The 13,509-nt window shown below is 61.3% G+C and carries 5 protein-coding genes; 3 read left to right on the forward strand and 2 right to left on the reverse strand.

The features are described 5' to 3' along the window. Positions 1-253: 253 nt before the first annotated feature. The 3 genes from NMA52_RS01550 to NMA52_RS01560 all read left to right on the forward strand — a co-directional run bounded on the left by NMA52_RS01550 (position 254) and on the right by NMA52_RS01560 (position 6,554). Complete coding sequence (locus tag NMA52_RS01550) at positions 254-1,849, forward strand: ATP-dependent DNA ligase (protein WP_254825868.1); 1,596 nt, start codon at positions 254-256, stop codon at positions 1,847-1,849. Positions 1,850-2,046: 197 nt separating this feature from the next. After that, positions 2,047-5,187, forward strand: a complete 3,141-nt coding sequence (locus NMA52_RS01555) for a TonB-dependent receptor (RefSeq protein ID WP_254825869.1) — start codon at positions 2,047-2,049, stop codon at positions 5,185-5,187. A 26-nt stretch (positions 5,188-5,213) separates the two neighbouring features. Next, positions 5,214-6,554: a RagB/SusD family nutrient uptake outer membrane protein gene (locus tag NMA52_RS01560; RefSeq protein ID WP_254825870.1), complete on the forward strand. Its 1,341-nt coding sequence runs from the start codon at positions 5,214-5,216 to the stop codon at positions 6,552-6,554. A gap of 38 nt (positions 6,555-6,592) precedes the next feature. On the opposite strand, the gene NMA52_RS01565 is transcribed toward NMA52_RS01560, so the two are convergent. Both NMA52_RS01565 and nadB read right to left on the reverse strand, forming a co-directional pair. After that, positions 6,593-11,596, reverse strand: coding sequence for a two-component regulator propeller domain-containing protein (locus NMA52_RS01565; protein ID WP_254825871.1), 5,004 nt, complete (start codon positions 11,594-11,596; stop codon positions 6,593-6,595). Between the two features lie 177 nt (positions 11,597-11,773). Further along, positions 11,774-13,372 (reverse strand): L-aspartate oxidase, encoded by a 1,599-nt coding sequence (nadB, locus tag NMA52_RS01570; RefSeq protein WP_254825872.1) that lies wholly within the window; start codon positions 13,370-13,372, stop codon positions 11,774-11,776. Between the last annotated feature and the right edge of the window lie 137 nt (positions 13,373-13,509).

Here is a 13,509-nt window from a genome sequence, read left to right on the forward strand (position 1 = left end):
AGGGGGAGGAAGCCAGTCTCCCGGTCACCGATGTAGCCGCGTCCTCCCCCCTCTGGGGGCCGGGGGGCCAGACGCGGCGTGTTGCAACGCGACCCTCACTCCACCGTGAAATTTCCGTACCCCGTCTGGCTTTTGCCCCCCAACCCCCAAGGGGGGAGGAAGCCAGTCTCCCGGTCACCGATGTAGCCGCGTCCTCCCCTCTCTGGGGGCCGGGGGGCCAACGCGGCGGACTGCTAAAATCCGCGGGTAGAAAATGAAGAACTTCGCCGAACTCTTCCGCCGCCTCGACCGCACCACCAAGATCAACACCAAGGTGGAAGCCCTCGCCGACTACCTGTTGCAGGTCGCCGATGAGGATAAACTCTGGACCGTAGCCCTTCTGTCCCACCGCCGCCCGCGCCGGACCGTCAACTCCAAACTGCTGCGTGCCTGGGCCTCCGAACTCAGCGGCGTAGACACCTGGATCCTCGAGGAAAGCTACCACGTGGTGGGCGACCTGGCCGAAACCATCGCGCTCATCCTCCCGCCCCCCGAAGCGGATTACGATCATACCCTGACGTACTGGATCGACTACATCGAACGCTTCGCCGGGTACGACGAAGCCGGCAAGAAGGAAGCGGTACAGGAAGCCTGGCGCGGACTGGGCACCACCGAACGCTATCTGTTCAATAAACTTATCACCGGAAATTTCCGGGTGGGGGTCAGTCAGAAACTGATGACCCGTGCCCTGGCCCAGGCTACCGGCATCGAGGAAACCAACCTGGCCCACCGCCTGATGGGCAACTGGACCCCTAACGATACCACCTTCGAGGAGCTGATCCACAGCGAATCGGCCACCGACGACATTTCCCGCCCCTATCCCTTCTATCTCGCCTACCAGCTCGAGCAACCCGCCGAGCAACTCGGAGCACCCTCTGAGTGGCAGGCGGAACATAAGTGGGACGGCATCCGGGGCCAGCTCATCGTGCGCGACGACCAGGCCTTCATCTGGTCGCGGGGAGAGGAGCTCGTCAACGATAAGTACCCCGAGTACCACATCCTGGCCGAAGCCATTCCCAACGGTACCGTGATCGACGGCGAGATCCTTCCCTTTAAGGACGGTCGCCCGCTGGGCTTTAACGTCCTCCAGACCCGCATCGGCCGCAAAACGGTCAGCAAAAAACTGCTCAAGGAGGCCCCCGTGGTTCTCATGTGCTACGATCTGCTCGAATACGAAGGGCGCGACATCCGTAAGTTGCCCATGTCCGGCCGCCGGGAGTTGCTCGAACGGATCGTGGAGGAATACGACACCCAGGGCATCCTGCAACTTTCCCCGGTCTTCCCCTTCACCGACTGGGGCGAGCTGGCCGCCGAACGGGAAACCGCCCGCGAAAAGTACAGCGAGGGTATCATGCTCAAGCGACGCGACAGTCCCTACAAACAGGGCCGCAAGAAGGGCGACTGGTGGAAGTGGAAGGTGGATCCCCTCACCATCGATGCGGTCATGATGTACGCCCAGCGCGGTCACGGCCGGCGGGCCAACCTCTACACCGACTTCACCTTCGGCGTGTGGGACGGTGACCAACTCGTACCCTTCACCAAGGCCTACAGCGGGCTCACCGATAAGGAATTCAACCAGATCACCGCCTGGGTGCGTCGCAACACCGTCGAGAAGTTCGGCCCCGTGCGCAGCGTCAAACCCAAGCAGGTCTTCGAAATCGGTTTTGAGGGTATCCGGCGGAGTACCCGCCATAAATCGGGCGTGGCCCTCCGGTTCCCGCGAATGCTGCGCTGGCGTCACGACAAACCGGTTGAAGAGGCCAATACCAAGGACGATCTGGAGGCGCTGCTGGAGGTGTACGGCAGTTAGGTGGGCGGGGAACGCGGGAGCAGTAAACGTAGGTGAACAAGCCAGATCGATCCGGTCGCAATCGATAAGCAATCAACCCCTTATCGTAGGAATACCCCCCATTCTAGTCGGTTAACCGTCACAAAACACCGGCGGATTTGATCTTCGCGCTTTTGGGCGTACCCGTACCTTCGGCCGTTCATTAATTCGCACCTGACATGAAAAGACTGCTACTCACCCTGTATAGCCTGGGGTTTGCCCTCTGTCTGACGGCCCAAACTACCGTCAGCGGTACCATCACCGACCAAACCGGCGAGGGTCTCATCGGCGCTTCCGTACTGGCCCAGGGGACCAGCAGCGGAACGGTGACCGATCTGGACGGCAACTTTACCCTCAACGTCCCCGCCGGCACCGAAGAACTGGTAGTCTCCTACACGGGCTTCAAAACCCAAATGATTCCGCTGAACGGCCAGACCACCTTCGAGATCGTCATGAACGAGGACGCCGCCCAGCTCTCGGAGGTCGTGGTGGTCGGCTACGGTAAACAGATCCGCAGCACCCTGACCGGCAACATCGCCCAGATCGAGGGGGACGCCATCGAAAACCTGCCCGTCACCAGTGCCGAACAGGCCATTCAGGGGCGTACGGCCGGGGTATTCGTCCAGGCCGTAAGCGGCAAGCCCGGCGGGCGCATCAACGTCCGCGTACGGGGAAGCTCCTCCATCTCGGCCGGCAACAACCCCCTTTACGTCGTCGACGGAGTGCCCATCACCAGCGGCACCTTCAGCAGTCCGGGCTCCGGCAGCCAAAACTTTATGGCCGACCTCAACCCCAACGATATCCAGTCGATCGAGATCCTAAAGGACGCTTCCTCCGCCGCCATCTACGGTTCGCGGGCCGCTAACGGGGTAATCCTCATCACCACCAAGGAAGGCGTGAGCGGGCGCACCAAGATCAACGTCAACGTCAGCTACGGCAGCAGCGAACCCAGCCGCCGCCAGGAATTTCTGAACGCCGAGGAGTTCGTTTCCTTCTTCCAACAAACCGCCCGGGGCGGCGCGCGCTACGATTTCAACAACGGGCTCAACGAGTTCGGCCTGGCCGAGGAGGATTACACCCTCGAAAACACCACCCAGGCGTACCTGGATTTCGTCGAGGGACGCTTCGACCGCTACAGCGGCCCCAGCGACTGGCGCACCAACGAAACCAATACCAACTGGGAAGACCAGGCCTTCCGCACCGGCCAGAGCCGCAACGCCGACCTGAGTGCCAGCGGGGGCAGCGACAAAATGACCTACTACGCCAGTTTCGGCTACTCCGACCAGGATGGTATCCTGGTCGACAACGGTTTCCAGCGCCTCAGTACCCGCCTCAACCTGGATGCCGAAGCATCGGATCGCTTCCGCTACGGGCTCCGGCTCGGCCTCAGCCGCTCCGACAACAGCCGGGTGAGCAACGACAACCAGTTCAGCACCCCCCTGCAGTTGATCGCCCTGTCACCCATCACTCCCGTGCGTAATACGACGGGAGAGGACTACAACGGCTTCGCGCCCGGCCAGCTGTTCGACCGCCCCGTCACGACCTACTACAACGGCCTGGTGGAACTGGAAAACAGCGAAAAGAAGTCCGTCAGCTACCGTACCCTGGCTAACGTCTTCGGAGAGTTCGACCTGCTGGAAGGACTGTCCGTACGCGCCGAAGCAGGCGTCGACGTCGCCAACATCAAGCAGGATCGTTTCCTGGGCCGCCTTACCGACGGCGGGGAAAGCACCAATGGATTCGCCGACAGCCGCTGGAGCAACATCGTCAACTACAACACCAAGGCATTGCTGCTCTATAACCGCGACTTTGCCGCGGGGCATAACGTGGACTTCGTCGGCGGCATCGAGTTCCAGAAATCGGATGCGGAGAACATCTTCGTCGAAGGCCAGGAGTTCCCCCTCGACCAGCTGCGGACCATCGCCAGTGCCGCCGACATCACTTCCGGCTTCACCGAGCTCACCGAATTTACCTTCCTGAGCTACTTCGGCCGCGCCAACTACAATTTCGACCGTAAGTACCTCTTTAGCATCAGCGGACGCCTAGACGGATCCAGCCGCTTCGGTACCAACAATCAGTACGGCTTCTTCCCCGCGGTGGCCGCGGGCTGGGTAATCAGTGAGGAGGATTTCTTTACCGACAACTCCGCCGTCAGCTACCTGAAACTCCGCTCGAGCTACGGACTGACGGGGAATGCCGACATCAACAACTTCGCCAGCCGGGGACTGTACGACGCGTCCAGCTACGCCGCTACCTCCGGACTCGGGCCCAGCCAGATCGCCAACCCCGACCTCACGTGGGAAGAGACGGCGCAGTTCGACGTGGGCATCGATTTCGGCTTGTTCAACAATCGACTGAGCGGGGAGGTCGACTACTACGTCAAGAACACCAACGACCTCCTCCTCAACGTCCCCGTCCCCGGCACCTCCGGTTTCCGGACCCAGTTCCAGAACGTGGGCGAGCTCCGCAACAAGGGCGTGGAAGTACTGCTGAACGCCGTGGTCTTCGACCGGGAGTTCGGCTGGAGCACCAGCGCCAACTTCGCCTACAACGACAACGAGATCCTCTCCCTCGCCGACGGACAGGACATCATCGACGAAGGCGGCAGCCGCTACATGAACGTCGTCAAGGTGGGCGAAAGCATCGGCGCCTTCTACGGCTATGAATACGCCGGCGTGGACCCCGCCAACGGAGACGGCCTGTACTACATCAACGAAACCGACGACAACGGCAACATCATCAATCCGGGAGCCACCACCAACAGTGCCAACGAAGCCAACTTCGTGGTCCTGGGCGATGCCCTGCCGACCACGCTGGCCGGCTGGACCAACGACTTCAGCTACAAGGGCGTGGCCCTCAACGTCTTCCTGCAGGGAAGCTTTGGCAACGAGGTGCATAATTCCGCCGGCGTCTTTCAGAGCTGCGGGGGTTGCTGGTTCGACAACCAAACCCGTGATCAGCTCGACGCCTGGACGCCCGAGAACACGATCACCGACGTACCCGAAGCCCGTTTTTTCTGGGGCAACGCCGATAACGGACGCAGCAGCCGCTACCTAAGCAGCGGTAACTTCGTGCGCCTCAAGACGGTCACCCTCTCGTACGAACTGCCGACGACCCTCGTCGACCGCATCGGCGTGAACCGGCTTCGCTTCTACGTCACCGGCCAGAACCTGGCCATCATCACCAACTACGCCGGATGGGACCCCGAGGTTGCCGCCGACTTCCTGGCCGACGACTCCCCCAACGTGCTCACGAGCGTGGACTTCTACACCGCGCCCCAGCCCCGCACCATCATCTTCGGCATTAACGTCGGCCTGTAATCCTCCCCATCCCCCAAACGAACATCATGAAATATTCAATCCTCGTTACGCTGCTGGGGCTCGGTATGCTTTCCGTTTCCTGTAGCGACGAACTCCAACTCCAACCCTCCCAGAGCATCGGCGAAGACGTCGCCCTGGGTTCCGACCCCACCGTAAAGGCCGTCCTCATCGGAGCCTACGATCAGCTGGGTGACGGTGACCTCTACGGAGGCAACAACCTCCGCGACGCCGACCTGCTCGGGGGCACCGGTGAGCTCCTCTTCGTGGGTACCTTCAACAGCCCGGACGAGATCGCGCGCAAACAGATCAGTACCGGAAACGCCGACGCGGAAGCCACCTGGCTCGAAAGCTACGAGACCATCAACATCACCAACAACGTTCTTTCCGCCCTGGAAGTCGTGGACGCCGACGATCGCGGTCGCGTCGAGGGGGAAGCCCGCTTCATCCGCGGACTGATCTACTTCGACCTCGTCCGCTTCTACGCCCTGCCCTACGAATCCGGACAGACGAACGGACAGCTCGGCGTGCCCCTCGTCCTGACGCCCACCCGGGGCATCAGCGAAGAGAGTAACGTTTCCCGCGCCACCGTCGAGGAGGTGTACGCCCAGGTGATCGACGACCTGACTACGGCCGCCGATCTGCTCCCGACCTCCAACGGCGTCTTCGCGACGAAGCAGGCCGCCACGGCCCTGCTCGCCCGGGTGTACCTGCAAATGGACCGCTACGCCGACGCCCGCGATGCCGCCAACGCCGTGATCGAAAGCGGATTTTACTCCCTGGCCCCCAATTACGCGGCCGCCTTCATGAACGGCAGCAACTCGACCGAAGACATCTTCGCGATCCAGGTCAGCGCCCAGGACGGGGTCAATAACCTGACGACCTTCTACTCCGTACCCGAGTTCGGCGGACGCGACGGTGACATCGAAGTACTGCCCTCCCACCTGGCGCTGTACGAGGAAGATGACGCCCGGCTCGCGCTCTTTTTCGAGCGGGGCGGCGTCAATTACACCGGTAAGTTCAATAACCAGTTCGCCAACATCAGCCTCCTGCGCCTCGCGGAGATGTACCTGATTCGGGCCGAAGCCAACGAACGCCTCGGCACGGATACGGGAGCCACGCCCGTGGAAGACATCAACCGTCTGCGCAACCGCGCCGGTCTCGACGATCTGGACGAAGTAGACCTGACGTACATTCTCGCCGAACGCCGCCGCGAACTGGCTTTCGAAGGTTTCCGGATCCACGACATCAAGCGACTGCAGGGCAGCGTGGGCAACTTCGCCTACAACGCCAACGAACTGGTGTACCCGATCCCCGCCCGGGAAACGGTGGCTAACCCCAATTTGCAGCAGAACCCCGGCTATAACTAAGGGTCCTCATACTCTGCTCCCGCGTCCCCGCCGGGAATTTATTTGAAGGTCATTACCTCCACGCCGGTCCACCCCTGGTCGGTTCCCCGCACGAGCAGTTTACTGGCTCGGTGCAGGAACAGTCGGGCGGGTTGATCGTCCGGAGTGATCTTCAGGACCTGATCGAAGGCCGCTACGGCCGCGGCGAAGTCGCGGTCGTAAAAATGGGCTAGCCCCCGCTCGAATACCTCCTGGGCGACCAGCTTTTTTTCCAGGAGGCGCGGCGGGTCACCGTTGAAGCATTCGTACAGTCCGATGGGATCCCGTTTGCCCTTCACCACTACCTTACCCAGGTACCGGAGGTGGTAGGCCGCCGTATCCCCGATGCGGTCGAGGCTATCCTGGCTGAGCAGAATGGAAGCGCCGTAGTACTTCGTCAGGCTTTCGATGCGGGAGGCGGTATTCACCGTGTCCGCGATCGTAGTAGCGTCCATGCGATCCTTGTCGCCGGTGATGCCCATAATGAGGGGACCGCTGTGCAGGCCCGTGCCCACCCGCAGGGGAGTCTGGCCGTCGCTGGGAAGACCGCCGTTCCGTTTATGAATGGCGGTCTGGATGGCGATGGCCGTATCCAGCGCATCCCGACAGTGGCGGGGAAAGATGGCCATGATGCCGTCGCCGAGATACTGATTGACGAAGCCGTGGTGCTGCTGGACGACGGGGCCGATGCGCCCGTTGAAGTCGTTGACGAACATGAACGTCTCCTCTGGGGTCATGGCCTCGGAGAGTGTGGTGTAGTCGCGAATGTCGGTGAAGAGCACGGTCACTTCGCGTTCGATGTGATCGCCCAGGACCACCTCCGTCAGGCGGTTGCGGTTGAGGGAGTGCAAAAAGGCATTGGGTACGAACTTGCCGGCTACTTTGAAGATGCGGTGCAGGTCGAGTTGCGTATTGATGCGGGCCAGCAGTTCCTGCTTGTGGAAGGGTTTGGGCAGGTAATCGTTGGCCCCGAGCGCCAGCCCCTGGACGACGTTCTTCAGTTGATTCTTGGCGGTCACCATGATGATGGGCAGTTCGGAGGACAAGTAAGTCTGCCGCAGTTTCTGACAGACTTCGTAGCCCGACATGCGGGGCATCATCACGTCCAGCAGTACCAGATCGAAGGGTTCATGTTCTTCAATGGTACGGATCGCCTCTTCTCCGTTCATCGCCTGCGTCAGGTGAAATCCCTGGTGGGACAGGTGATTGCACATCACCTGCTGGTTGATGGGCTCGTCATCCACCACTAGAATGCGGACATCGCCCGGCCTGCCTTCCGCCGGCAGCACGGCAGAAGGCTGCGGTGCCGGAACGGATGCGGCGACGGGAGGGGACGCAGCAGGTCCCGTTGCTACGGCGTCCCCGGCCGTCGGTACGGTGAAGTAGAAGGTCGAGCCCCGGTTGACTTCGCTCTCCACCCACATGGTACCCCCGTGCAACTCCACCAGTTGTTTGCTGATGCTGAGTCCCAGGCCGGTACCGGAGAATTCCCGGTTCGCCGCTCCGTCGAGTTGGCTGAATTCCGTGAACAGGAATTGGTGCTTTTCCTTCGGAATGCCCACTCCGGTATCCTCGACTTCCACCCGGATAAGGTCGTCGACGAGCACGGCCCCTACCCGGATGTGACCCCGTTCGGTAAATTTCATGGCATTGCCGACCAGGTTATAAAAAATCTGCTGCATCCGGTTTTCGTCGGCCAGGGCGGCCGGAAGATTGGGGGGAATATCATTACAGAGTTGCAGCGTCTTCCCGCCCATCAGGGGGGCGTTATTGTGAAATACGATATCGCAGATAATGCGCAGATTGAGCGGTTTTTGCTGCAAGGTGAGGTCGGAGTTCTTCAACTTGGAAAAATCCAGGATGTCGTTGATCAGGTGGTTCAGCCGCTTACCGGAGGATATGATCATGCCGAGATCGACGCGCTGTTTTTCGGCCGATACCGTACCGGCGGTTTCGTACAGGGACTCGGACAGACCGATGATTCCGTGGAGGGGGGTCCGCAGTTCGTGGGACGTATTCGCCAGGAACTGATCCTTCAGTTTATCGATCTCCCGAAGCCGATCCGTCATCAGTCGCTCCTGGGCCAGTTCACGCTCCCGGATGCGCAGGCGGCGCTTGTGGCGTCCGGTGCGCCACCGCACGAAGCGAAACAGAAGGAAGGCTCCGGCCAGACCGTAGCCGAGGCGGGCCCACCAGGTGTGGTACCAGGGGGGGAGAATCGTGAAGGTATACGCCAGGGGGTCGCTCCAGGCCGATCCTTCGCCGATCGCGCGCACCTTCAGGGTGAAGGTGCCGTAGGGTAAGTTCCGGTACTCGGCGGTGGAAGAAGGGGAGGGGATGCTCCAGGATTCATCTAAGCCCTCCATCCGGTAGCTGTACTGGATCTTGTGAGGCGCGCTCCAGTCGATGGCCGAAAAACGAAAGTTGAGGTGATTCAGCCGGCTGGGCAGGGAGAGATTCCGGGGATAATTGGCGGAGGCGGCAATCGGTCCTACTGAGCGCGCCAGGCGTTTGCCGAAGGGCAGACTGCGTAAGTAGGTCGTGTCCGAAAGCCGGTGATAATCAATGAAGTGTTGATTGATGTCGACAGAATTCAGGCTGATTTGTGGACTGCCGGAGGGCAGGGGAAATTCGTTCAGATCCAGGCGGGTCAACGACTCCCCCGTGCCGAACCACAGGCGGTGCTTCCGGTCCAGGTACGCGCCCCGCCAAAAATTAAGGTGCAGTAAGCCGTCGTTCTTGGCGTAGGGCGTATTGCGGTACACGGTCCCCGGTACCGGGGCGGACGATTCTGATTTGGCGGGAGACGCGGGAGCCAGCAAAGTGAGTCCCTGATGCCTTCCCAGCCAAATATTTCCGCGCCCGTCGGGGACCACGGATAGTGGTGCTCCTAGTTGGTCGTTCAGCGGGAAGGGGTAGAAGTCGGCACCGTCGTAGTAGCGTAAGCCCTGCTGGGTTCCCAACCAAAGGGAACCGGCCCGGTCTGGGGTGATGGCAAACACCCGGTGACTTTCGGTTGCCGTATCGATGAGCCCGCGGTAGTGGTCGGCAACCATCTGTTCGCCGGTGGTATCGACGCTGAAGAGGCCGACGTGACGGGCGTTGAACCAGAGCGTTCCCCGGCGGTCATCCACGACGGCGTTCACCCACGCGCGGTACTGGGGATCCGACGGGGTGCCCGTCGGGTCGGAGGGTATGGTGTAGTGGGTAATGCGGGGCTTACCGGCGTGTTCGCCCGGCAGCAGGCGGGTGATTCCGATCCCAATTCCGCCCATCCAGAGGGCATTGTTATCGTCCCGGTGCAGGGAAAACTGTACATCCCCCCGCAAGCCCTGGTGGGTAGTGTAGGTGGTGAAAGCGCCGCGTCCGCGGTAAGCTTCGGGATCCAGGCGGCTCAGTCCCCCGTTGGTGCCGAACCATAGATTCCCCTCGGCATCCTCGGCGGCGGCGAATACGGCATCGCCGGCCAGGCCCTCCCGTTCGGTAAACTGGGTAAAGTCGCGGCCGTCGTAGTGGAAAACCCCGGCACCGTTCGTGGCGATCCAAACGTTGCCCTTACGGTCGCCCTGGATCATGTAGGCGTTCCCGGCGGTGAAGCCGTTATCCCGCGTGAAGTACTGGATGCCGGGTTTGTACCTGATGGCGCCGTTGGTACCCGACCCGAACCACAGGTTCCCCTGCCCGTCTTCGTGAATGCTGGTGATGTCGTTGTTCGATAGTCCTTGTCGGGTAGTGAAACTGGTGAACGTCGGCGCGTCACCATCGGCATCGTGCAATTTGCTGACGCCCGCGTCGGCGGTGGCGAACCAGAGGTTGCCCGTCCGATCCTCGTGAATGTCGGTGATCACCTGGCCCTCCAGACCCTGCGAGCGTCCGTAGTGCGCCAGTGTGTCGCCGTGGCCGTCCCGGGACGGGTACAGGCAGTCGACCCCTCCACTTTCGTCCCCGCTGAAGTTGACGTCAAAGGACGGGCCGCCGCCCCCGGAGCCGAACCACAGCCGGCCGTTGCGATCCTCGTGGATCGACAGGACGTGATTATTTACCAGCCCCTGCGCGGTGCTGTAGCGGGTCAGGGAGCCGTAGGGGGCCGCCGCCGAACGGTCCGGGTCATACTTGATCACACCCCCGTTGAGGGTGCCGAACCACAGGTTACCCCGGCGGTCCTCCAGGACGGACTTGATGTTGTTATCGCTCAGCCCCTGTCGGATCGTGAAGTGGGTAAAGGTAGCCTCCTTACCGTCTCTGGCGGGCGTGAGCCGCCTAATGCCCTCCCGCGTGCCCGCCCATACGTTGCCGTGACGATCTCCGGTGAGGGTGAGCACCAGATTGTCGCCGATGTTCTCCGCCGTGGCGAAATTGGTGAAGGTGCGGCCGTCGAATTTGCTGATGCCCGGTTCGCCGCCGATCCAGAGGTTTCCGGCCTCGTCCACGAACATACTTCTTACCCAGGTTACGCCCAGGCCCTGTTCCGTCGTGTAGTTCGTGATGTGGTTACCGTCGTACTTACTGATGCCCCCGTCCTGCCCGAACCAGATGTTGCCGCTTCGGTCCTGCACGATGGCGTAAATCCGCCCGCCGTTCATGAGGCTTCCCGCGTCCAGAAACTGAAAATGGCCGGTGGCGTTCCGCGTCAATCCCGGGGCGGGGGTTGGTTCGGGTCGCCGCTGTATGGCGGGACGCACGGTGGCGTGGGCGGTCACGACCCGGGGAGGCGGAACGCCCTCAGTGCCGGGGCGGATGACGACGGGCGGTACCGTAATCTCGGTTATGCGGGGTAGCCCCGCCGCCCGAACGTTCTCGGGACCCGGAATCACCCGGGGGCGTCCGGAAACCGGCCGGGCCCGGGCGGCAACGACACTATCGGGGTGAACCTCCGTGACGACCAGCGGAACCCGCTGCGGACGCACGGGTAAGGGAGCTCCGGTCTCCGCCACGTAGGGCGACGGCGGATCGCCGGCTTGGTCTTCCGACTCCGTGCAAGCTGCCAGCAATAACAGGACTATGAAATGTACGTAGCGCATCATCGTACCGGGGTAAGTGGCCTCGAGAATCGGCCAATTGTTTATCCCGTGCAGACGGACAGGTAACCGACCGGACATCCGAACGTTGTCGGACAGCGCTCAGTAGGCAGCCACTACGGTTGTTCAAAATAACCCCAAGTTGTCAGCTTTGCAAGGCTTTCCGCCCGCCCCGTCTCAGGTCTACAGCACCGAGTACTGTACGAAGTCCGCTCGCTCGGGGTAATCGGTAGTGTAATGAAGCCCCCTGCTCTCCTTGCGGAGCGAGGCGGCTTTGGTCACGAGGTAGCCCACGGTGATGAGGTTGCGCAGTTCGCACAACTGAGGGCTTACGAGGCTGTGGCGGTACAGTTCCTCGGTTTCGTCGTGTAGAAGGGTGAGTCGGTCCCGGGCCCGCTTCAGGCGCTTATCGCTGCGCACGATGCCTACGTAGCTCGACATCACTTCCTTGAGTTCCTTGATGCTCTGGGTGATCAGCACCTGTTCCTTGGGTTCGGTGGTGCCGGTGCGTTCCCACTGCGGAATGTCTTCCCGCAAATCCTCGTGATCAATGTTACTCGCAATGGAATGGGCGATGCGGTGACCGAAGACCAGGGCTTCCAGCAGACTGTTGCTCGCCAGGCGGTTAGCGCCGTGCAGTCCCGTACTGGTGCATTCCCCCGCCGCGTAGAGGCGATTGACGGAGCTGCGGCCAAACTCATCTACCTTCACCCCCCCGCACATGTAGTGGCAAGCCGGGGTAACGGGGATCAGGTCGTGCATGGGGTCGATGCCGATCTCCCGGCACTTATCGTAGATCGTCGGGAAGTGAGCGATGAATTTTTCCTTGTCCAGATGGGTGCAGTCGAGGCACATGAACTCGACGCCGTGCAGCTTCATCTCGTTGTCGATGGCTCGGGCCACGATGTCGCGGGGGGCCAGAGAGCCCCGGGGGTCGTAGTCGTGCATGAATTCCGATCCATCCGGCCGCTTAAGGATGGCTCCGAAACCCCGAACGGCCTCGCTGACCAGAAAGGCCTGCTTTTCCCGCCCCGGGTTGTACAGGGCCGTCGGGTGAAACTGCACGAACTCCATATTTTCGAGGTGCACCTTGGCCCGGTACGCCATCGCCAGACCGTCTCCGGTGGCAATGATGGGATTGGTGGTGCTCCGGTAGATCTGGCCGTTGCCGCCGGCGCAGAGGACGGTCGTGCGGGCCAGAATGGTGCTGATCTCCCAGTTTTCCTTATTCAGGACGTATGCACCGTAGCATTCGATGTTCTCCGTCAGCCGGGTTACGATGTGACCGAGGTGATGTTGGGTAAGCAGGTCGAGGGCGAAGTAGTGTTCGTGCACCACCAGATTGTCGAGGGTGGCCGCTTTGGCACTCAGGGCCCGCTGGATCTCCCAGCCGGTGAGGTCCTTATAGTGCAGGATGCGGTTCTCGGAGTGACCGCCCTCCCGCCCGAGGTCGTACTTCTCGAACTGGTCGAGGTCGAAACGCGTGCCCCAGTCGATGATTTCCTCCACGCGCTCGGGACCTTCCTCCACCACGATGCGCACGATGTGCTCGTCGCAAAGGCCGGCGCCGGCATCCAGGGTGTCCGCAATGTGTTTTTCGTAGTTGTCGGTGCCGTGGTCCCACACCGCGGCGACTCCGCCCTGCGCGTAGCTGGTGTTGCTTTCCCGCTCGTTGACCTTGGTCAACACGTCGATCTTTAGCTCCGGCCGGAGCATCGCTAACTTAATGCCCGTGCTCAGGCCGGCAATTCCGGAGCCGATGATGAGTACGTCTGTGGTCATGGGAGAATTGAATGGGGGGGGGTCGAAGGAATGAATTAAAGAAGGATTGGAGGAAAGAATTAAAGCAGGATTGAAGGATTGAATTAAAGCAGGATTGGAGGAATGAATTACAGCAGGATTTATCCTGCCATCCAATA

Source organism: Lewinella sp. JB7 (assembly GCF_024297185.1).
Taxonomy (GTDB): Bacteria; Bacteroidota; Bacteroidia; order Chitinophagales; family Saprospiraceae; genus Neolewinella.

Excerpts from the sequence above, each read along its gene's own strand:
- NMA52_RS01565 (WP_254825871.1), bottom strand. The coding sequence starts at position 11,596 with ATGATGCGCTACGTACATTTCATAGTCCTGTTATTGCTGGCAGCTTGC.
- NMA52_RS01550 (WP_254825868.1), top strand. The coding sequence starts at position 254 with ATGAAGAACTTCGCCGAACTCTTCCGCCGCCTCGACCGCACCACCAAG.
- NMA52_RS01560 (WP_254825870.1), top strand. The coding sequence starts at position 5,214 with ATGAAATATTCAATCCTCGTTACGCTGCTGGGGCTCGGTATGCTTTCC.
- nadB (WP_254825872.1), bottom strand. The coding sequence starts at position 13,372 with ATGACCACAGACGTACTCATCATCGGCTCCGGAATTGCCGGCCTGAGC.
- NMA52_RS01555 (WP_254825869.1), top strand. The coding sequence starts at position 2,047 with ATGAAAAGACTGCTACTCACCCTGTATAGCCTGGGGTTTGCCCTCTGT.